Genomic DNA, 18,413 nt, shown 5'->3' with positions numbered 1-18,413 from the left:
CGTGCTCGTGGTTCGTGCTCGGAACCCGCGTCAGTTGCCACCGTACTTGTCGTCGGCTTGGTTGACGAAATGTTCGACCAGGCGCTGCTCGGCGGCGCGGTACGCAATAGTACGCAGCATGTCTTGCGTCTGCTGTGCGAGCGGGATCGCGGCGAGATAGCCGACGAGCTGTGCCGGGGAGAGTTCATCGATGGCGTGCTCCATCGTGCTCATCACTTCGGGCGGCAGTTCCGGGACGGGGACGTGCCCCGCGATCTCCAGCGCAGCGGAAAAGCGTTCAGCAAAGTGCCGCTTGGCGTCGGCTTGCTCCTCTGGAGTACATTCGACGTGCAGCTTCACCGCCGCTCTTTCGAACAGGCGGTCGAAGGCAGCCAGTAGCGCGTCCTTGCCGGTCATCGTTCCTCCAGTCGTCTCACCCTGCGAGACTGCCGGTGTAGTTAATCAGCAATTGCTGTGTCGGCAAGGTGCCTCATGCATTCGGAGTGAATTCCGCGTTGACTTGCTGCCCGGCTGTTCGTAAAGTGCGCCGCACATGCACCGTTCGTCGCGTCGCTCGCCCGGACTGCTTCGCGTTGCCTGCGCGCAGCTGTGCTTGGTGGTGATACTGACCTTGTCGCACGTGAGCGCCGCGCAAACCCTCTACAAGTGGACCGACGACCAAGGCGTGGTCCATTTCTCCGATTTCCCGCCATCGGGTGGCCAGAAGTATGAAGAGCGCGGCACACCGCTGGGTGAACCCGGGGCCGCCGCCAACGCCGCACCAGCCAACGCCGCGAGCGACGCTCCAGCAGCACCCGTGGCCGCAGGGGCGGCTCCAGACGCCGGGCCCGCGGTAGCGGCGCGGGTGATCCTCGTCTCTCACAACACGATCCCGCGCAGCACCGACGCGCGCCATTTGATCGGCGTGGTCAAGAATGTGGGCGGGCGTCCCGCCGGCCGCGTCGCCGTCACCGCGCACATCGCCGATTCAACTGGCCGCGAGTGCGCGCGTGAGGAAATCGAGGTCGTTCCCAACACGCTCCCGCCGGGTGAGTCAGGAAACTTCGACGCGACCCTGAGCAACAGCTGCTTCGGCGATGGTGGAACCGTCGATCCCGAACCGCACTGCAATTGACCCCCTAAAATTTCACGCCTGGGCAACGCCCCATTTTTTGGCGAGTTGCGCTCCGACGTATGGGGGACGACGGGCGCCGGTTCCCCTCGGAATTTTACAGGAGGGAAACCAACGTCGTCAGCACCATCAGCAGCATCAGAAGCATCCCGACCAGGAATGCGATGGTTCGGTGCGGCTGCTGCTGGCGGATGTAGAAGATGCTGTGGAGCACGCGCGCGGCGCAGAAGCCCCAAAAGTAGACGCGTGTCATGAACATCGACGGCTGCGTGAGTGCGTAGAACAACGCGGCGCCAAAGAAGGGAAGAATGTTCTCCAGGTCGTTGCGGTGAGCCCGCCGCGCGCGCTCGATGTCCGCGTCCGCCGCGGTCACCGGCGGTAACCCCTGTAACGCAAAATCTTCGGGGGTGGCGTAGTGACCGCGCTGAATCCGCATCAAGCTCGTGTAGCCACCCACCGCCGCCATCTTCAACACCAAGATCAGATACACCACACCAAGCACCGACAACGCCGGGTAGTGAGTCAGCAAAGTATCCATCGGGCCTCCCTATTGGTGCGGCTCTTCTATCACTGACGGTGCGGCGCCGTACAGGCGCTGGTACTGGCGATAGCCGCCGATCACTTTCTTCACGTAGTCGCGAGTCTCGCGGAAGCTGATCGACTCGACGAACTCGTCGCGGTCTTGAGCGCCGAAACGCCGCGCCCACTTCTCGACCGCGGGCTCACCGCCATTGTACGCCGCCAGCGCTTTCAACGGATCGCCGTGAAACTGCGCGAGCAATTGGACCAGGTAGCGCGTGCCGAGTGCAATGTTGCGCTGCGGGTCACGGAGCTGCTCGGTGCTGATCGGCGCGCCGGCAACTCGCTCGGCGGTGCGCGGCAGTAACTGCATCAATCCCCAAGCGTCGGCGGGCGATCGCGCATCGGGGTCGTACAGACTCTCTTGCCGGATCAGCGCGGCCACCAACAGCGGATCGATCGGAGAACTCGTCGCGTTCTCGCGCGCGGCGCGTTGCACGTCGTCCCAAAATCCGAGCGGACAAAAGACTCGCTGGCGGGCCGCGGCATCCAAGCCGGCCTGATTGCCGAGGCGGCGCGCCAGGCGAAGTGCGGCCCCGTCGCCATCCACAGCGCGGTACCACCGCAGTAGTTTGCGGAGTTCGGCGGTGTTGCCGCGCTGCTCGGATTCGTACGCGTTCAGTTCGCGACGGGCCAGCGACGGTAAGGCCGCGGCGCGCAGCTCAACCGCACGACCGAGGTGGTAGTCCACCGACGATACAGGAAGCGCCGCATCGGCCGGTGGCACAACGGCGCTCGGTGACGCCGACACGACGCCGAGCCGTTGCTCGGCCCACATCGCGTAGTAGCTCGTTGGGGCATCGCTCGCGAGTCGTTGATACAGTGCGCGAGCCGCCGCGCTCCGCCCTTGGTGATCGAGCGCGCGCGCCTGCCAATAGAGTGCGTCGGCACAATCCTCAGTATTCCCGCAGCGCGCGAGCGCCGCAAAACTGTTGGCCGCGGCGGCCCAATCGGCGCGGCCATACTGAATCCAGCCGATGCGCCAGCGTGCTTCGCGTGCCAGCTTGTCCCGCGGGGCGATGCGCGCCAGTTCGCGGTAGCTCGCTATCGCGCGGTCGGCGCGACCGGCCTTCTCGTGAATGCGGCCGATCGCGTAGAGCGACTCCGTGGCTTTCTCCGCGCGCGCATAGCGGCGCCGTAGGTTGGCGAAGGCCGCCAGTGCCTCCTCATCGCGATCGCGATTCCACAAAATAGACGCGATGCGGAACTCCGTCGCGGCAGCGGTCGTCCCCGACTCGCCACGAGCCGCGATGCGCAGCGCCGCGATCGTGTCGTCCACCCGCCCCAGCCCGAGCAACGCCTGCGCGTCGAGATGCAGCAGTTCGTCGCGCTCGCTCTCGTTCGCGTGCGTGAGTTGCTGGCGCACTAGCGGTTCAGCCGTCGCGAAATCGTGCTCGCCCACCAGCACCCGAATCTCGTCGATCAGCTCGGTATCACCCGGCGCGAGCGCGGGATTACTCGCACGCAGCTGCAGCAGCTCCGCCTTGGCTTGCACGCCGACCGGCTCGCCCGACGCCTCGCGGCGCAGTCGCTGCAAACCCGCGGCGGCAGCCGCCACGTCGCCAGCGGCGATCTGCACGCGCGCCAATTCCAGGGCAGCCGGCTGGGCGATGGTGCGCTCACGCGCGCCGGTCGCGGCGGCTAGAGCGGCGCGCGCGGCAACCAGATCGCCACGCGTCAGCTCGACGCGCCCGAGTTCGAGCGCGCCCGCATCGCGATTGACGCTGCGCGGTTGCTCGTTCAGCAAACGGCGCAACGGCGGTGCCGCTTCGGCGGGATGACCGCTACGCGCAAGGGCGACTCCGAGGTAGTACCACTGATAGTCGATCAGCTCCGGATACGTGCGTGACAACGCCTCGAAGCGTGGAGCCGCGTCGGCAAATCGCTCTTGCTCGATCAGGGCGACCGCTTCGGCGAAGGCTGCGCGGCGCTCGGGTGGCGGGCCTGATGGTTCCGGTCGCGGTAGCGGTACGACCTGCGGTGCGCGGCAGCCCGCGCTCCACGCCGCACCAATCGCCACCACCACTACCCACCATCGCATGCCGACGTGGGTAGCACATTCGCGGCACGTCCCAAACGCGCAATTGACAACCCGCACCGCATCGGCCAACACAGCCACATGACCGCCGCGCTTGTGCTTGCTTCGGCCTCGCCGCGCCGGCGCGAGTTGCTCGCGCAGCTCGGCGTGCCGTTCGAGGTGCTGCCCAGCGAGGTACCGGAGGAGCCGCTGGCGGGCGAATCGCCCGAGGCGTTTGCCGCTCGGGTTGCGCGAGAGAAAGCCGACGAGGTTGCCGCACAACGGCCTGCCGCGTGGGTGCTAGCCGCCGACACGGTCGTCACCATTGAGGGGCGCATTCTTGGCAAGCCGGCCGATGCCATCGATGCTCGTCGCATGCTCCGCGAACTGAGCGGCCGCACCCACCGTGTGCTGACGGCCGTCACGCTCCGGTCACCCAGCCGCCAGCGCAGTGAAGACTTACTGTGCGCGACCGCAGTCACCATGCGTCCGCTCAGCGATCGGGAGATTGAACAGTATCTGGATTCGGGTGAGCCCTTCGACAAAGCGGGAGGCTACGGCATTCAAGGACGAGCGTCACCGTTTATCGCGGCCGTCAACGGTTCCTACACCAACGTTGTCGGTCTACCGCTCGACGAAGTGCGCGCCCTGCTCGAACGGCACGACTTGCTAGCTACCCGCCCCGACTCTCCGGCATGATCGATGTCGCCGACAACCTCGCAGGTGTGCGGGAGCGGGTTGCCCGTGCGGAAGAGCGTGCCGGGCGCCCGCTGGGCAGCGTGAAGATCATCGCTGTGTCGAAGACCAAACCCGCAGCCCTGGTCAGCGAGGCGATCCGCGCGGGTGTCACCACCGTTGGCGAAAACTACGTCCAAGAGGCGGCCGGCAAGATCGACGCGGTTGGCCGCACCAACGCCAGTTGGCACTTGATCGGCCACCTGCAGCGCAACAAGGTCACGCGCGCGGTTGAGCTGTTCGACGTGATTCAAACGATCGACAGCCTGGCGTTGGTGGACGCACTCGACCGGCAGGGAGTGAAACGCGCGAAGCCCGTGCGCATCCTGATCGAGGTCAACACCGGCGGCGAGGCCAGCAAGAGCGGTGTGGCACCGGAGCGAGCCGCGGAACTCGTCGCGCAACTCAGCGCCCGCACGCACCTGCGAGTCGAAGGGCTGATGACGGTGCCCCCACCGGTGTCGGCAGCCGCGGATGTGCGGCCGTACTTCGTCATGTTGCGGCGCCTGCGCGAGCAGCTCGCGCCCAGCGTACCGACCATCAGCGAACTGTCGATGGGTATGAGCGAAGACTTTGAGGTCGCGATCGAAGAGGGCGCCACGATGGTTCGCATCGGCCGCGCCATCTTTGGAGTGCGAGAAGGATAACCAACCATGGCCACGAAACGTCGAACCAAGGCACCGGCGCGTCGCGTGATCGGCTTCATCGGCGGCGGCAACATGGCGACCGCGATGATCCGCGGCCTGATCGCCGCCGGGCTCTATCGCGCCGACGAAATGCAGGCGAGCGACGTCGATGCGACCAAACGCGTCGAGCTGAAGCGTCGCCTACGAGTCACCGCAACCGAAGACAATCGTGCGGTCGTGCACGACGCCAAGGTGATCCTGCTCGCGGTCAAGCCGCAGATCATGGACGAGGTGCTCGCCGGGTTACGAGACGAGGTGGCCGGCAACAAGCTGTTCATCTCGATTGCTGCGGGCGTGCCGACGGCGCGGATCGAGCGGGGCCTCGGCCCCGAAGCTCGCGTGGTGCGAGTAATGCCCAACACACCGGCGCTGTTGGGCAAGGGCATGTCGGTGATCGTGCGCGGCGCGCGCGCGACGGTGGCGGATGAACGCCTGGCGGTAAAGCTCTTCCGCGCTGTCGGCCGTGCGGTCGCCGTGCCGGACGAAAGGTTGATCGACGCCGTCACCGGCCTCAGCGGCAGCGGTCCCGCGTACGTGTATCTGTTTGCCGAGGCGTTGATCGCTGGCGGCGTCGCCGCGGGGTTGCCGGCACAACTGGCCGCTGAGCTGACCTACCAAACACTCCACGGGGCGACGGCGATGCTGCAAGAGACAAACGAGACCCCGGAGCGCTTGCGCGCGCAGGTCACGTCTCCGGGCGGCACCACACTGGCGGGGCTGACGGAACTCGATCAGCGCGGGTTCAAGGAAGCGGTGGCGGCCGCTGTCACCGCCGCAACCAATCGATCAAGAGAATTGGGACGCGGCTGAAACCGTCTTGTGATGCACCCCGGTCCACGCTAAACGATCCGACAATCGCATGTTCATCATCGCAAACTTTCTCGCGGCACTGGCGCAGGTCTTAAACATGGTGCTGTGGCTCTACATGTGGATACTGATCGCCCGCGCCATCCTCTCGTGGGTCAATCCCGATCCCGGCAATCCCATCGTCCGCTTCTTGTACACCGCGACGGAGCCCGTGCTGTACCGGGTTCGCCGTGCGATCCCATTCTTCGGCGGCGGGATCGACTTCTCGCCATTCATCGTTTTGCTTGGAATCTATTTCCTGCAGTTTTTCCTGGTCCAGAGCCTCTTCGATTTAGCGCACTCGCTGCGATGATCGCTGCCTATCTGTCGCTGGCGGCGGACGGCGTACGGCTGCAAGTGCGGGTGCAACCGCGGGCGTCTCACAACCGGCTGGTTGGTCTCCACGGCGACGCGCTCAAGCTGCAAGTGACCGCTCCGCCGGTCGAGGGCGAAGCCAACGCAGCGGTGGTTCGACTACTCGCCAGCTTGGTGGGCGTGCCGCAATCGGCCGTGCAAGTGGTCGGAGGGGCCAAGAGTCGCGACAAGCTAGTCGAGATTCGCACCGCCGATTCCACGCGGATTGCAACCCGCGTCGCTGAACTCCTGGCACGCTGCAAAAGCGCGTCTCGTTGACAACCGGATGACCGCTGGTTAACGTCATCGGGCAGCGGAGAACTTGATGCCGATCTACGAGTACCAGTGCGCAAAGTGTGGGCCCTTCGAGCGGATTCAGAAGTTCAGCGACGCCACGCTCAAGCGCTGCCCGACGTGCAAAGGGAAGGTGTCGAAGCTGATCTCCAACACCTCCTTTCAATTGAAGGGCAGCGGGTGGTACGTCACCGATTACGCCCGCAAGGATTCGGGCGGGTCGAAAACCAACGGTGGAGCGGAGACCAAGGCCGCGTCAGATTCCGGCAAGACCGAGCCCAGCAGCAAGACCGAAAGCAGCGGCAAGGTTGAAGGCCCCAGCAAAGGCGCCAGCGACACCAAGCCGTCCAAAGAGGCCAGCGCCGCCTGACAGGCGGTGAGCAGCCGTCGCGGCGAGCGCCGCGACGGCATTCCAACTACGAGCGAGATCCGCGCGCCTTTAGGCGACGGGCGAGGAGTGAGACGGGGTGGTCACGCGCCGCTCGAGTTGAGCAACCCGCTTGCGCAGCTTGTCGACTTCGGTCCGCGACGCCACGTCAAGCCGACGCACCATCGGGTTGAGCGCTTTCTCAGCACGCTCGGTAGCAGTGGCAACCAACTGTTCGCCACGTTTCTCGACCTCGGCGCGGGTTCGATCGACCCGCTTGCGCAGATCGTTGGCGGCCCGCTCGAACTCATGAGTGAAGTTTCGCATCGCTTTGCGCGGTGCCGCCGGCAACAGCTCAACCGCCTGGTCCCAGGCCCGCCGTGCCGCCTTCTCCACGTCGTGGCGAACCGTCGCCAACTGCTTCGGCAGCCCCGGCAGCCCGCTCTTCGGTGTCTTCTTCGTCGTTGTCATCGTGTATCTCCTTTCGTGCATCCTATTTAACACAGTGCGTCAATTTGTCAATGCGGCGCGTCATCACACCCGCCGTCGAGGCGAGCAGAGGACATCGCGACCTGCCTCTCGGGTCGCCCATCAGGGCCGCAGCGCATTTCTTTCTTGCCCTGCTAGAGGGATTCTGGTACGCACGACCGAACTCGCAACACGACGAAACTGTACGGAAGTCGCGGCCCATGATCCTCGATTTTTTGCTCGGCATGTTCTCCAACGATCTCGCGATCGACTTGGGAACGGCTAACACGCTCATCTATGTGAAGAGCGAAGGGATTGTTTCGAACGAGCCCTCGGTGGTGGCGGTGCAGAAGGATGCCCGCGGCGGACGCCGAGTGTTGGCAGTGGGCGCCGAAGCCAAGAAGATGCTCGGCCGCACGCCGGGATCGATCGTCGCCATCCGTCCGCTCAAAGACGGGGTCATCGCCGACTTCGAAATCACCGAGGCGATGCTGCGCTACTTCATCCAGAAGATCCACAACCGCAAGGCGTTGGTACGCCCGCGCATCATTATCTGCGTGCCGTTTGGCATCACCGAGGTGGAAAAACGTGCGGTGAAGGAGTCGGCCGAGTCGGCCGGTGCCCGCGAAGTCTACTTGATCGAAGAACCGATGGCCGCCGCGATCGGGGCCGGCCTGCCGATCACCGAGCCGACCGGCAACATGATCGTCGATATCGGCGGCGGAACGACCGAAGTCGCCGTCATCTCCCTCAAGGGCGTGGTGTTCTCCAAGTCCGTCCGCGTCGGTGGCGACAAGATGGACGAAGCGATCGTGCAGTACATCAAGCGCAAGTACAACTTGCTGATCGGTGAGCGAACCGCCGAGTTGATCAAGATCACCATCGGCTCCGCCTATCCCGGCAACGAGATTCAAACCATGGAGATCAAGGGTCGCGACCTGGTCGCCGGCGTGCCGAAGACCGTGGAAGTCTCCGACGAAGAGATTCGCGACTCGCTGCTGGAACCGATCAATCAGATCGTCGACGCCGTCCGCATCGCCCTCGAGCGCACGCCGCCCGAGTTGGCGTCGGACATCGTTGACAAGGGTATCGTGCTGGCCGGCGGCGGCGCGTTGCTCCGCAACTTGGATGTGTTGTTGCGAGAAGAGACCGGGCTACCCGTGGTGTTGGCCGACGACCCGTTGACTGCGGTCGTCATGGGCGCCGGCAAGGTACTCGACGAACTGTCGCTGCTGAAGGACGTCACCATACAATAAGGCGCGGGGACGCTAGCGCCCCGCACGCTGCCCCATGCTGGAGTTCGTCCGGAGAAATCGGATCATCCTGACCTCCGGGTTTCTGTTGCTGTTTTCCCTGTTGCTGGTTTCAACCAGCGTGCGCGCACCGCGCCGCCGCGACCCGCTGACCGCCCTCCTGCTCGAAGCCATGCGCCCGCTCCAAGTCGGCGTCAGCGACGCCGGCAGCGCTCTCACCGCAGTCTGGAACCACTACGTCGAGTTGGTCGGCGTGCGCGCCGAAAATGAGGCGCTGCGCGCACGGGTGCGCGAACTGGAACAGCACGCCAACCGTTTGGGCGAGATCGAGGAATCGAACCAGCACCTCAAGGAGCTGCTCGGCTTCCGCTCGACACTCGACGGGCAGACCGTCAATGCGCAGATCTCCGGCCGTGACCCCGGCGCGCTATTCCAGAGCCTGACGATTGACAAGGGTGAACACGACGGAGTCAGCAAAGGTTTCGCCGTGTTGTCACCCGACGGCGTCGTCGGCCAGGTGGTTGCCACCAGCGCCCATGCTGCGCGGGTGCTGCTGGTCACCGATCACAACAGCGGCGTCGACGCGGTAGTCCAGCGTAGCCGCGCGCGCGGTATCGTCGCCGGCGCACTGGCGGACGGCTGTGTGATGAAGTATCTGCAACGCGGGGAGGACGTGGCGGTGGGCGATCGTGTCACCACATCGGGTCTCGATGGAATTTTTCCCAAAGGCGTCTTGATCGGCGAGGTGACCAAGGTGTCGCGCAACCATCGCGGCCTGCTGCAATTGGCCGAAGTCCGGCCGAGCGCCGCGCTTGAGCGCCTCGAAGACGTCTTGGTGGTCGCTCCCGGCGCGCACGTCAACGAGCCGACCAACGGTGACTCTTAAGATGCGCACCGTGCTGATCTTCGGTGCAGCCACCGTCGCCGCTCTGGTGCTCCAGACGACAGTGTGGCATTGGCTGCCGCTCGGCGGCGCGATCCCGGACCTGCTGCTCATCCTCTGCGTCTATCTCGGCCTCCACCAACATACGGTCGGCGGCGCGCTCGGCGCTTTTTTTCTCGGTTACGCGCAAGACAGTTTTTCCGGCGGCGCCGTCGGGCTCAACGCGTTTGCGATGTCACTCGTGTTCGCGCTCGTCTACCTGACCTCGCGCCACCTATGGGTCGACAACGCGATTTCGAAAGTCGTGCTCGTCTTTCTCGCTTCGGTCGTCAAGACAATGGTGGTCGTCGGCCTGATTGCGGTCTTTCTCTCCACTGCCGGCATTTGGTCGACCCTCGCGCGCCACCTGATGATCGAAGCCGCGGTGGCGGCGGCGCTGAGCCCGCCGGTGTTTGCGATGCTGGCCTCCACGCGCCACGTCACCGAAGCGGAGGACGACGCATGATCCCGCTGGCGCAACGCGAGACGCCCGTGGCGCTGCGCCGCCGCCTCGCGGTCTTCCTCATCGCCACCATTGTCGGATTGCTCGGCCTCGTCAGTCGCCTGTGGATCCTGCAAGTCATCGAAGGCGAGGAGAAGCGTGTTCTGTCCGAAAACAATCGCATCCGCCTGCACCGCGTTCACGCCACCCGCGGCACCGTGCTCGACCGCAATGGCCAAGTCGTCGTCGACAGCCGCCCGTCGTTCGACGCCGTGCTGGTTCCCGAGGACACGAGCAACCTCGCCGTCACGGTTGAGAACCTGGCGCAACTGCTGCAACAGAGTTCGGCCGAGACGCAGTCCATCCTGCACCAAGCCAAAGGCCGTCCCGCGTTTCAGGAAGTCGTCGTCAAGCGGGACGTCAACTGGAACGACATGGTCGCGCTCGAAACCCATCAGCTCGATCTGCCCGGCGTCAGTCTCACCATCACGCCCCGGCGCAGCTATCCGCTCGGCGCCACGCTGTCACAGCTGCTCGGCTACGTCAGCGAAGTGAGTGAGAAGGAACTCGCGGCCGACCCGCGCTATCGCATGGGTGATCTGATCGGCAAGACCGGACTCGAGCGTGGTTGGGAATCGGCGCTGCGCGGAGTCGATGGCGGCCAGCAAATCGAAGTCGATGCGGTCGGACGCAAACTGCGCGTGTTGCGCGAAGTCGAAGAGGTGCCCGGAAACACGGTGACGTTGACGGTCGACCTCGAAGTGCAAGCGGCGGCGGAACGCGCGCTGGGCGAGCGCGACGGCTCGATCGTCGCCCTCGATCCCACCAGCGGCGAGATCCTCGCGTACGTCAACCATCCCTCCTATGACCCCAACGTTTTCGCGCACGGAGTGAGTGCCGACGAATGGCAGCGGCTGATGAAGGACCCGCACCATCCGCTGACGCACCGTGCGATTCAGGGCCAGTATCCACCCGGCTCGACATTCAAGTTCATCATGGCCACCGCCGCGATCGAGGAAGGCGTGATCAACCCGTTCACCCGTATCCACTGCGGCGGCGGTGTGCAGTTCGGCGGTCACTACTTCCGCTGCTGGAAGAAGGGGGGGCACGGCGCGCTCGATCTCCACGAAGCGCTGGTGCAATCGTGCGACGTATTCTTCTATCAACTCGCGCAGCGCATGCAGATCGACACCATCGCGCGCTACGCGCGCGCCTTCGGCCTCGGCATGCCGACCGGGATCGCGCTCGAACACGAGAAGACCGGCACGATTCCGGATGTCGCGTGGAAGAAAAAGCGTTTCCATCAGCCCTGGTACGCCGGCGAAACCCTCTCGGTCGCCATCGGACAAGGCTACGTCACTGCCACTCCGTTGCAGATGGCCAACGCCATCGCGACCATGGCGACCGGCTCGCGTTTTCGCCCCCACTTCGTCAAGCAAGTCGCGACCCCTGACGGCGAAGTGATCGAGCGCCTCGGGCCCGAGCGCACGCATCAGCTCAAAGTGCGCGAGACCACGTTGAAGCTGGTGCGCGATGCCTTGCGCGATGTCGTGCAAAGCGATCGCGGTACCGGCAAGAAGGCGCGCCTCAAGACGGTCGAGGTCGCCGGCAAGACTGGCACCTCGCAGGTGGTGAAGCTCGGGGAGGTGCGCCTCAAGGCTGCACAGATTCCGTGGCAGAGCCGCGACCACGCGTGGTTCGTCGCTTACGCGCCGGCCGACAACCCGGAGATCGCGGTCGCCGCCATCGTCGAGCACGCCGACGGCGGTGGCGGTGCGATCGCTGCACCGGCCGTTCACGACGTCCTCGACACCTACTTCCGGCTGCGCGAGGCGCGCGGCAAGGCCAACTATGCTCAAAATAGATCGCCGGCTGATCGTCCACTTTGATTGGACGTTGCTGCTGATCGTGCTGCTGATCATCGGCTGCGGCGTCACCACCGTGTTGAGCGCGACCCACTCGGCGGCGCGGCCGGTGAGTAGCTCCGTCGTGCGGCAACTCGCCTGGGCCGGCGTCGGACTGCTGGCGATGCTCGCCGCGCTCAGTTTCGACTATCGCCGGTTGGAGAGCTGGGCGTACGTGATCTACGCCGGCGCGCTGCTCCTCCTCATCCTCGTGCCAGTGCTCGGCGCCGTGGGCGGTGGCTCGCGCCGCTGGCTCATTCTCGGCCCGGCGTCGCTGCAACCGTCCGAGTTCATCAAGCTCGCACTCGTGGTAGCGCTCGCGCGCTGGCTGCATCGGATGACGGGCGATCAGCCGCTGCCGATTCGCGCGCTGATCGTACCCCTCGCGCTGTTCCTGCCGGCGGGATTGCTCATCCTTAGGCAACCCGATCTTGGCACCGCGATGGTGCTCGGATTGACGGTGGCGAGTCTGGTGCTGCTCGCCGGCTTCCGGGTGCGCTATGTCTTGATCGCGCTGGCCGTGATCGCGCCGGCCCTGCCGTTCGTGTGGTCGCACCTCAAGCCGTATCAGAAGCAACGGCTGACGACGTTCCTCGATCCGATGGCCGACCCACTCGGTGCCGGCTATCACGTCATCCAATCGGAGATCGCGATCGGCTCGGGGCAGGTGTGGGGCAAGGGCTTCCTGCACGGCACGCAGAGCAAGTTGAACTTCCTCCCCGAGCAGCACACCGACTTCATCTTCTCGGTATTCGCGGAAGAGTGGGGGTTCATCGGCGCGATGGTGATGCTCACACTGTACCTGGCGTTGCTGTTGCGCTGCTTCATGGTCGCGACGCGCGCGAAGGACGCGTTTGGCACGCTGCTGGCGTTCGGCATCACCGCCACGATCTTCTGGCAAGTGCTGATCAACCTCGGCATGGCCACCGGCTCACTCCCCGTGGTCGGTATCACGCTGCCATTCGTCAGTTATGGTGGTTCTTCGCTGCTCGCACTGATGATCGGCATCGGTCTCTTGATGAACATCGGCATGCGACGCTTCACGTTCTGAACGGGGCGACTGGAGTTTCGGTTTCCGTCGGACCAGCACGAATTGACACCCCGCCGCTCTTGCCTTAGCGTGACGGCGATGTTTGGAATTGGGGTTCCGGAGCTGCTGGTCATTCTGGTCGTGGCGCTGATCGTCTTGGGTCCGCAGCGCTTACCCGAGGTGGCGCAGGCGCTCGGCAAGGCGCTCGCCGAGTTGCGTAAGGCGACCAGTGGCGTCTCGGACGAATTGCGCAACGCGCGCATCATGATCGAAGAAGAGGCGCGCAACATCACGCGACCGGCAGCGCCGAAGCCAAATCAGATTCAACCGCCTGAAACGATCGCGTCGAAGAGCGAGAAGGCTCCCGAGGACCCCAAGCCGCCCGCATCGGCGTGATCGTTGCGCCGCTGGTCGCCCGCCCCCTGTCGCGCCGCTCGATGATCGACGTTAAGATGCCGCTCACCGCGCACCTCGAAGAGTTGCGCTGGCGACTCATCAAGGCATTGGTGGCGATCGGCCTCGCGTTCGCTGTCTGTTACTACTTTGCGGAGATCCTGTTCGCGTTCTTGACCGAACCACTGCTGGCGATCAATGCCGACATTGGCGACGGACGCTCGGTGCAACTGATCGGGACCGGTGTCGCGGAAGCCTTCTTCACCAAGTTGAAGGTCTGCTTCCTGGCGGGGACGTTCGTGGCGAGTCCAGTGCTGCTCTATCAACTCTGGCAATTCACCGCGCCGGGCCTGTACGACAAAGAGAAGCGCTACGCCAAGCCGTTCGTATTTTTCGGAACGCTCTTCTTCGTCGCCGGCGCCGCGTTTTGTTACTACTTGGTGCTGCCGGTCGGCTACCGGTTCTTCGTTGCGGAGTACGGCACCATCCGCGTCGATCCGCAAATTCGCATCAGCGAGTACCTGACGTTCACCGCTCGGATGCTGCTCGCGTTCGGGGCGACCTTCGAGATGCCAGTGGTCACGTTCTTCCTGGCGCGGATCGGCGTCGTCACCGCAGCGATGATGCTAAGGGCTACGCGCTACGCCATTCTGGTGATCTTCATTGTCGCGGCGATCCTGACGCCAGGACCCGACGTTGCGTCGCAGTTGCTGATGGCGACGCCGCTGCTGGTCTTGTACTTCCTCAGCATCGGGGTCGCGCACGTCTTCGGCAAACCGCGCCAGGCCGCGCCTGCCGGCGAATAGCAGCGAGTAGCCGATGGACCCCGGCACGATCGTCAATTGCGCCGCGTACGCCGACGGACGCCGCCTAGCCAACGTTGCGATCGGCGATATTCCCACCGTCCTCGAGAGTGACGCGCAGTTTATCTGGGTGGGGTTGTACGAACCCGACGAGCCGCTGCTGCGCCAGGTGCAGCAGGTGTTCGGTTTGCACGACTTGGCGGTGGAAGATGCGCTACGGGCGCATCAGCGGCCGAAGCTGGAGGAGTACGGCGACGGGCTCTTTGTCGTGTTGCGAACCGCGCAGCTGCACGAGCGCCAGATCGATTTCGGCGAGACCCACATCTTCGTCGGGCCGCGTTGGATCGTCTCTGTGCGTCACGGCGCCTCGGATTCGTATGCCGACGTGCGGGCGCGCTGCGAGAGTACGCCGAACCTGCTGCGCAAAGGCACCGGCTTCGTGCTCTACGCCCTGACCGATTTCGTCGTCGATCACTACTTTCCAATCGTCGATGCGCTCGAAGAGGAGCTCGAGCGGCTCGAAGAAGAGATCTTCGGTGGTAGTTTCACGCGCGCCACCACCGAGCGCATCTATGAGCTCAAGCGCGATCTGGTGTCGCTCAAGCGCGCGGTGTCGCCGCTGCTCGAAGTCTGCAATCGCCTCGTGCGCTTCGACATGATGCTGATTCCCGACGACGTGCGGCTCTACTTTCGCGACGTCTACGATCACGTGGTGCGGACCAACGAGACCGTCGACAATTTGCGCGAGCTGCTCACCACCGCGCTCGAAGCCAATCTCTCGCTCATCTCGGTGCGGCAGAACGAAGTCATGAAGAAGCTCGGAGCCTGGGCCGCCATCCTCGCCGTGCCGACAATGATCGCCGGCATCTACGGGATGAACTTCGAGTTCATGCCCGAACTGCACTGGCAATACGGCTACGGCCTCGCCGTCGGCGTGATGGCGGCCGCGTGCGGCTGGCTCTACGTCTCGTTTAAGCGGTCCGGCTGGCTCTGAACGCGAGCCGCTCTGCCCCGGTATTGCGCCAGCGTTGGCGCTCGGGTATTTACTGAACTGACTGGTCAGTCTTGGAAATGCGCTCACCGACTACAGCCGTGGCCTTGACCATATCCCCGCGCGGCCGACCCCCGACCGCTGGACTGCGCGGGAGCATCTTGCGCGCGGCGGAGCAGGTGTTCGCCCTGCACGACTACCACGAAGTGCTGATGGACGATGTCGCCCGTGCCTGCGGCGTCGCCAAGGGGACTCTCTATCGATATTTTCCCGGCAAGCGCGAGCTGTATCTCGCGATGATGTTTGAGGGGATCGAGCGGCTGCGCGATGAATTGCGGGTCGCTGTCGGGGTCGCGGAGCAGCCGGCGCGAAAGGTCGAGCGAGCGGTCCGCTGCATCCTCGGGTATTTTTGGGACCGGCGTTTCTTCTTTGCCCTGATCAACCGCAACGAACACAAGCCGGACGACCCTGATTTTCGCGAGTGGCTACGGCGGCGGACGGAACTGTCGCGCCTCATTCAGCGCGCGCTCGAAGAGGCCATGAGCGCGGGCCACGTGCGTCGCGTCGACCCGCGAATCGCGACCGAGATGCTGATGGGCATGTTGCGCGGCGCCAACCGCTACCGCACGGCCCATGACACGCTCGACACTATGGTCGCCGCGGTTCTGGACGTATTTCTGTTCGGGGTCGGCACACCGGCAGGCCGGCGGCTGGTCGGAACGCCGGTGAGCCGGCGGCTGGTATTGAATGGCCGCGGGCGAAAGAAATGAATGCGTCCGGGTGCTGACATCGCCGCGCTGCTGATCGCCGCGCTCGCCTCGCGCGCCGTCGCGGACGGCCTGCCTACGAAGACGCTGCCGGAGTGTGTCGCGATTGCGGTGGAAAATCATCCGAGCTTGAAAGCTGCAAATGCCTCCGTGCAGGCTGGCGGTCAGCGGGTGCGCGAAGCCGCCGCGAACTATCTGCCACAGATCAGCGGCAACTATACCGCCAATCGCCGTCAGTCCAGTCCCGCCGTGCGTACCGGCTCGCAGACCAGCGGCCTCGGGACCCAGGCGCCGACGTTCAATTTTTACAACACCGGCTTCAGTTTCACTCAGATGATCTTCGACTTCGGGCAGACGCTCAACACGATTCGCGCCGCGCAGGCGAGCGAGCGGTCACTCGAAGCCGATTGGTCAACGCAGCAAGACACGGTCGTCCTCAACCTCAAGCAAGCGTACTTCAATGTACTCGCCGCCCGCCGCCTGCTCGCGGTCGCGGACGAAACCGTGCGGCAGAACGGCAAACACGTCGAGCAGGCGGAAGGCCGCTTCACCGTCGGCTTGGCGGCGAAATTCGACGTCACCCAGGCGCAGGTTCAACTGGCGAACGCCGAGCTGAACCAGGTGGGCGCGCGCAACAACGTCGCCATCGCGCGTGAGACGCTGCGCAACGCGCTCGGCCTCATCGGCCCGCTCGACTTCGATATCGTCGACAACTTCGACCTCCAGACGGTCAGCGTCAGCGAGGATCAGGCGCTGGCCATGGCATACGACAAACGGCCCGAGCTGCAGAGCATTCACGCCCAGGAACTCTCCACAGCCGAAAAAATCAAGTCGTTGCAAAAGAGCTATCTGCCCAACATCACTGGCAACGGGAACTACCAATGGTCGGGTAGCGAGTACCCACTGCAATCGAACTGGAACGTCGGCGCGGCGCTCAACCTGTCGATTTTCAACGGCGGGTTGACGACGGCGCAGATCGGCGAACAGCAGGCCACGCTCGCCAACCTCAAGTTCAACGAGGACGGCTTGCGGCAGAACATCGCCCTCGAAGTGCGCCAGGCCACGCTCAATCTCCAACAGGCGTCCGAGAGCATTCGGGTGTCGGACAAGGGACTGCAGCAGGCCCGCGAGAATCTCGATCTGGCGGAGGGCCGTTACAACACCGGGGTTGGCAACATCATCGAACTGACTGACGCGCAAGCCTCGTTGACAACAGCCGAGGCCAACCACGTGCAGTCCCTGTACAACTACCAGACCACGGTCGCGGCGCTGGAGAAGGCCACCGCCCAACCGTTGGCGGCGGAGTGAGGTCGTGCGCATGCGTTCTTGGACTCGACGAGTATTCTTCGGGCTGGCGGCACTGGCCATCCTCGGCTTGGCGGCGCTGGTCTGGCAGCGGCTGGGTCTGGCGCGCCAATCCGACAGCGCGCAGCGCCCGCTGCCGCTCGTCCAAGTGGCCGCGCCGCTGCAACTGACGATGGAGCGCAAACTGCTCCTGACGGCCGATGTGCTGCCACTGCAGCAGGCCGATCTGATGGCGAAAGTGGCCGGCTATCTCGACGCCATCTATGTCGACCGCGGCGACCGGGTTCGTGCCGGACAACTGCTGGCGATCATCCGCGAACCCGAACTCGAGCACCAACTGCAGCGCGCCCAAGCCAACTACGACCACGCCAAGATCACCTTCGAGCGTCTCGATGCGCTGTTCGCGCAGGGTCTCATCGCCAAGCAGGAACTGGACGACGCGCACAGCCGCTTTTCGATTGCGAAGCGGGAGCTGGAGTTGCAGCAAACCTACGCCGAGTACGCCAAGATCATTGCGCCCTTTGACGGCTACGTCACCCAGCGACACGTCGATCCCGGCGCCCTCATTCCACAGGTCAACAGCGGGTCGTCGAGTGCCAACATCCTGCTGACGGTGATGGACATCTCGCGGGTAAAGGTGCTGATCAACGTACCGGAGCGTGATATCGCCAGCGTGCACGTCGGCGATGCCGTGTCGCTCACGGTCGACGCGTATCCGGATCAGACGTTCCGCGGTCAAGTGAGCCGCTTTGGGCCGGCGCTCGATCGCGGCAGCCGCACGCTGCTGGTCGAGGTCGACGCGGCGAACGACGATCTGGCGCTCAAGCCAGGCATGTTCGCGCGCGTGCTGCTCATCCTCGAACGACGCCCCGATGTGTTGGCGGTCCCGAGTGAAGCGTTGTTGGTCAACGAGTTGGGTAGCTACCTCTATGTCGTCAACGCGGCCACCGACGGTGCTGCCGACTCCACCGTGCGCAAGGTGGCGGTGAGCACCGGCATCGAAGACGGCGGCCAAGTCGAAATCTTGGCCGGCCTCGCCCCGAGCAGCCGCATCGTGCGCAGCGGCAAAGAACTTTTGCACGACGGCAGCGTCGTACGCGTCGCCGCCGATGGCAACTCGCCGCGGGTCGCGACAGAGCACTGAAC

The 18,413-nt window shown here is 64.5% G+C and carries 22 protein-coding genes; 18 read left to right on the top strand and 4 right to left on the bottom strand.

Annotation, left to right across the window (positions count from 1 at the left end):
- Positions 1–30 precede the first annotated feature (30 nt).
- Complete coding sequence (locus tag HYR72_08870) at positions 31–396, bottom strand: hypothetical protein (protein MBI1815076.1); 366 nt, start codon at positions 394–396, stop codon at positions 31–33.
- A 199-nt stretch (positions 397–595) separates the two neighbouring features.
- On the opposite strand from HYR72_08870, the gene HYR72_08865 reads away from it, so the two are divergent.
- The gene (locus HYR72_08865) at positions 596–1,114 is read left to right on the top strand and encodes a DUF4124 domain-containing protein (protein ID MBI1815075.1); all 519 of its coding nucleotides are present in this window, start codon (positions 596–598) and stop codon (positions 1,112–1,114) included.
- 94 nt (positions 1,115–1,208) lie between these two features.
- Here the strand turns inward: HYR72_08865 and HYR72_08860 are convergent, their stop codons facing one another.
- Both HYR72_08860 and HYR72_08855 read right to left on the bottom strand, forming a co-directional pair.
- Positions 1,209–1,649: an MAPEG family protein gene (locus HYR72_08860; protein ID MBI1815074.1), complete on the bottom strand. Its 441-nt coding sequence runs from the start codon at positions 1,647–1,649 to the stop codon at positions 1,209–1,211.
- Between the two features lie 9 nt (positions 1,650–1,658).
- A complete protein-coding gene (locus HYR72_08855; protein MBI1815073.1) occupies positions 1,659–3,731 on the bottom strand; it encodes a transglycosylase SLT domain-containing protein in 2,073 nt (690 codons plus the stop codon).
- 78 nt (positions 3,732–3,809) lie between these two features.
- On the opposite strand from HYR72_08855, the gene maf reads away from it, so the two are divergent.
- The 6 genes from maf to HYR72_08825 are packed head-to-tail and all read left to right on the top strand — an operon-like array spanning position 3,810 to position 6,992.
- The gene (maf, locus tag HYR72_08850) at positions 3,810–4,406 is read left to right on the top strand and encodes a septum formation inhibitor Maf (GenBank protein MBI1815072.1); all 597 of its coding nucleotides are present in this window, start codon (positions 3,810–3,812) and stop codon (positions 4,404–4,406) included.
- On the top strand, positions 4,403–5,089 hold the full coding sequence (locus HYR72_08845; protein MBI1815071.1) for a YggS family pyridoxal phosphate-dependent enzyme: 687 nt from the start codon (positions 4,403–4,405) through the stop codon (positions 5,087–5,089). Before maf ends, HYR72_08845 begins: the two co-directional genes overlap by 4 nt.
- Before the next feature lie 6 nt (positions 5,090–5,095).
- Positions 5,096–5,938, top strand: a complete 843-nt coding sequence (locus HYR72_08840) for a pyrroline-5-carboxylate reductase (protein ID MBI1815070.1) — start codon at positions 5,096–5,098, stop codon at positions 5,936–5,938.
- A gap of 49 nt (positions 5,939–5,987) precedes the next feature.
- Positions 5,988–6,287, top strand: coding sequence for a YggT family protein (locus tag HYR72_08835; GenBank protein MBI1815069.1), 300 nt, complete (start codon positions 5,988–5,990; stop codon positions 6,285–6,287).
- Positions 6,284–6,607: a YggU family protein gene (locus HYR72_08830; GenBank protein ID MBI1815068.1), complete on the top strand. Its 324-nt coding sequence runs from the start codon at positions 6,284–6,286 to the stop codon at positions 6,605–6,607. The genes HYR72_08835 and HYR72_08830 overlap by 4 nt, the downstream gene beginning before the upstream one ends.
- A gap of 46 nt (positions 6,608–6,653) precedes the next feature.
- Complete coding sequence (locus HYR72_08825; GenBank protein ID MBI1815067.1) at positions 6,654–6,992, top strand: zinc ribbon domain-containing protein; 339 nt, start codon at positions 6,654–6,656, stop codon at positions 6,990–6,992.
- A 69-nt stretch (positions 6,993–7,061) separates the two neighbouring features.
- On the opposite strand, the gene HYR72_08820 is transcribed toward HYR72_08825, so the two are convergent.
- Entirely contained in the window at positions 7,062–7,460 is a 399-nt protein-coding gene (locus HYR72_08820; GenBank protein MBI1815066.1) for a hypothetical protein, read from the bottom strand.
- Between the two features lie 242 nt (positions 7,461–7,702).
- Here HYR72_08820 and HYR72_08815 point away from each other — a divergent pair, with 242 nt between their 5' ends.
- From HYR72_08815 to HYR72_08765, 11 genes are all read left to right on the top strand, one after another.
- Positions 7,703–8,713, top strand: coding sequence for a rod shape-determining protein (locus HYR72_08815; GenBank protein MBI1815065.1), 1,011 nt, complete (start codon positions 7,703–7,705; stop codon positions 8,711–8,713).
- 34 nt (positions 8,714–8,747) lie between these two features.
- Complete coding sequence (gene mreC / locus HYR72_08810) at positions 8,748–9,596, top strand: rod shape-determining protein MreC (protein ID MBI1815064.1); 849 nt, start codon at positions 8,748–8,750, stop codon at positions 9,594–9,596.
- Position 9,597: 1 nt separating this feature from the next.
- Positions 9,598–10,098 carry a rod shape-determining protein MreD gene (gene mreD / locus HYR72_08805; protein MBI1815063.1) on the top strand — a complete coding sequence of 167 codons (501 nt, stop codon included), beginning with the start codon at positions 9,598–9,600 and terminating at the stop codon, positions 10,096–10,098.
- Entirely contained in the window at positions 10,095–11,963 is a 1,869-nt protein-coding gene (mrdA, locus tag HYR72_08800; GenBank protein ID MBI1815062.1) for a penicillin-binding protein 2, read from the top strand. The genes mreD and mrdA overlap by 4 nt, the downstream gene beginning before the upstream one ends.
- A complete protein-coding gene (rodA, locus tag HYR72_08795; protein ID MBI1815061.1) occupies positions 11,926–13,029 on the top strand; it encodes a rod shape-determining protein RodA in 1,104 nt (367 codons plus the stop codon). The genes mrdA and rodA overlap by 38 nt, the downstream gene beginning before the upstream one ends.
- A gap of 78 nt (positions 13,030–13,107) precedes the next feature.
- Positions 13,108–13,404 (top strand): twin-arginine translocase subunit TatB, encoded by a 297-nt coding sequence (tatB, locus tag HYR72_08790; GenBank protein MBI1815060.1) that lies wholly within the window; start codon positions 13,108–13,110, stop codon positions 13,402–13,404.
- Positions 13,405–13,445: 41 nt separating this feature from the next.
- Positions 13,446–14,207, top strand: a complete 762-nt coding sequence (gene tatC / locus HYR72_08785; protein MBI1815059.1) for a twin-arginine translocase subunit TatC — start codon at positions 13,446–13,448, stop codon at positions 14,205–14,207.
- 13 nt (positions 14,208–14,220) lie between these two features.
- Positions 14,221–15,198: a magnesium/cobalt transporter CorA gene (corA, locus tag HYR72_08780; GenBank protein MBI1815058.1), complete on the top strand. Its 978-nt coding sequence runs from the start codon at positions 14,221–14,223 to the stop codon at positions 15,196–15,198.
- 98 nt (positions 15,199–15,296) lie between these two features.
- Positions 15,297–15,965 (top strand): TetR/AcrR family transcriptional regulator, encoded by a 669-nt coding sequence (locus tag HYR72_08775; GenBank protein ID MBI1815057.1) that lies wholly within the window; start codon positions 15,297–15,299, stop codon positions 15,963–15,965.
- Positions 15,966–17,270 (top strand): TolC family protein, encoded by a 1,305-nt coding sequence (locus HYR72_08770; GenBank protein MBI1815056.1) that lies wholly within the window; start codon positions 15,966–15,968, stop codon positions 17,268–17,270. It begins immediately after the preceding gene.
- 10 nt (positions 17,271–17,280) lie between these two features.
- Positions 17,281–18,411, top strand: coding sequence for an efflux RND transporter periplasmic adaptor subunit (locus tag HYR72_08765; GenBank protein ID MBI1815055.1), 1,131 nt, complete (start codon positions 17,281–17,283; stop codon positions 18,409–18,411).
- The last annotated feature ends 2 nt before the right edge of the window (positions 18,412–18,413 follow it).

Source organism: Deltaproteobacteria bacterium (genome assembly GCA_016178705.1).
Lineage (GTDB): Bacteria > Desulfobacterota > Binatia > HRBIN30 > JACQVA1 > JACOST01.
The sequence above is the reverse complement of the archived record's forward strand: the minus strand, read 5'-3'. Positions and strand labels throughout refer to the sequence as shown.

What these genes read in the sequence shown, in the direction of transcription:
- HYR72_08870 (MBI1815076.1), bottom strand. Translation starts at nt 396, where the DNA reads ATGACCGGCAAGGACGCGCTACTGGCTGCCTTCGACCGCCTGTTCGAA.
- HYR72_08840 (MBI1815070.1), top strand. Translation starts at nt 5,096, where the DNA reads ATGGCCACGAAACGTCGAACCAAGGCACCGGCGCGTCGCGTGATCGGC.
- mreD (MBI1815063.1), top strand. Translation starts at nt 9,598, where the DNA reads ATGCGCACCGTGCTGATCTTCGGTGCAGCCACCGTCGCCGCTCTGGTG.
- HYR72_08835 (MBI1815069.1), top strand. Translation starts at nt 5,988, where the DNA reads ATGTTCATCATCGCAAACTTTCTCGCGGCACTGGCGCAGGTCTTAAAC.
- mrdA (MBI1815062.1), top strand. Translation starts at nt 10,095, where the DNA reads ATGATCCCGCTGGCGCAACGCGAGACGCCCGTGGCGCTGCGCCGCCGC.
- HYR72_08845 (MBI1815071.1), top strand. Translation starts at nt 4,403, where the DNA reads ATGATCGATGTCGCCGACAACCTCGCAGGTGTGCGGGAGCGGGTTGCC.
- HYR72_08820 (MBI1815066.1), bottom strand. Translation starts at nt 7,460, where the DNA reads ATGACAACGACGAAGAAGACACCGAAGAGCGGGCTGCCGGGGCTGCCG.
- HYR72_08855 (MBI1815073.1), bottom strand. Translation starts at nt 3,731, where the DNA reads ATGCGATGGTGGGTAGTGGTGGTGGCGATTGGTGCGGCGTGGAGCGCG.
- mreC (MBI1815064.1), top strand. Translation starts at nt 8,748, where the DNA reads ATGCTGGAGTTCGTCCGGAGAAATCGGATCATCCTGACCTCCGGGTTT.
- HYR72_08770 (MBI1815056.1), top strand. Translation starts at nt 15,966, where the DNA reads ATGCGTCCGGGTGCTGACATCGCCGCGCTGCTGATCGCCGCGCTCGCC.
- tatB (MBI1815060.1), top strand. Translation starts at nt 13,108, where the DNA reads ATGTTTGGAATTGGGGTTCCGGAGCTGCTGGTCATTCTGGTCGTGGCG.
- HYR72_08830 (MBI1815068.1), top strand. Translation starts at nt 6,284, where the DNA reads ATGATCGCTGCCTATCTGTCGCTGGCGGCGGACGGCGTACGGCTGCAA.
- HYR72_08765 (MBI1815055.1), top strand. Translation starts at nt 17,281, where the DNA reads ATGCGTTCTTGGACTCGACGAGTATTCTTCGGGCTGGCGGCACTGGCC.
- maf (MBI1815072.1), top strand. Translation starts at nt 3,810, where the DNA reads ATGACCGCCGCGCTTGTGCTTGCTTCGGCCTCGCCGCGCCGGCGCGAG.
- HYR72_08815 (MBI1815065.1), top strand. Translation starts at nt 7,703, where the DNA reads ATGTTCTCCAACGATCTCGCGATCGACTTGGGAACGGCTAACACGCTC.
- HYR72_08860 (MBI1815074.1), bottom strand. Translation starts at nt 1,649, where the DNA reads ATGGATACTTTGCTGACTCACTACCCGGCGTTGTCGGTGCTTGGTGTG.
- rodA (MBI1815061.1), top strand. Translation starts at nt 11,926, where the DNA reads ATGCTCAAAATAGATCGCCGGCTGATCGTCCACTTTGATTGGACGTTG.
- tatC (MBI1815059.1), top strand. Translation starts at nt 13,446, where the DNA reads ATGATCGACGTTAAGATGCCGCTCACCGCGCACCTCGAAGAGTTGCGC.
- HYR72_08825 (MBI1815067.1), top strand. Translation starts at nt 6,654, where the DNA reads ATGCCGATCTACGAGTACCAGTGCGCAAAGTGTGGGCCCTTCGAGCGG.
- corA (MBI1815058.1), top strand. Translation starts at nt 14,221, where the DNA reads ATGGACCCCGGCACGATCGTCAATTGCGCCGCGTACGCCGACGGACGC.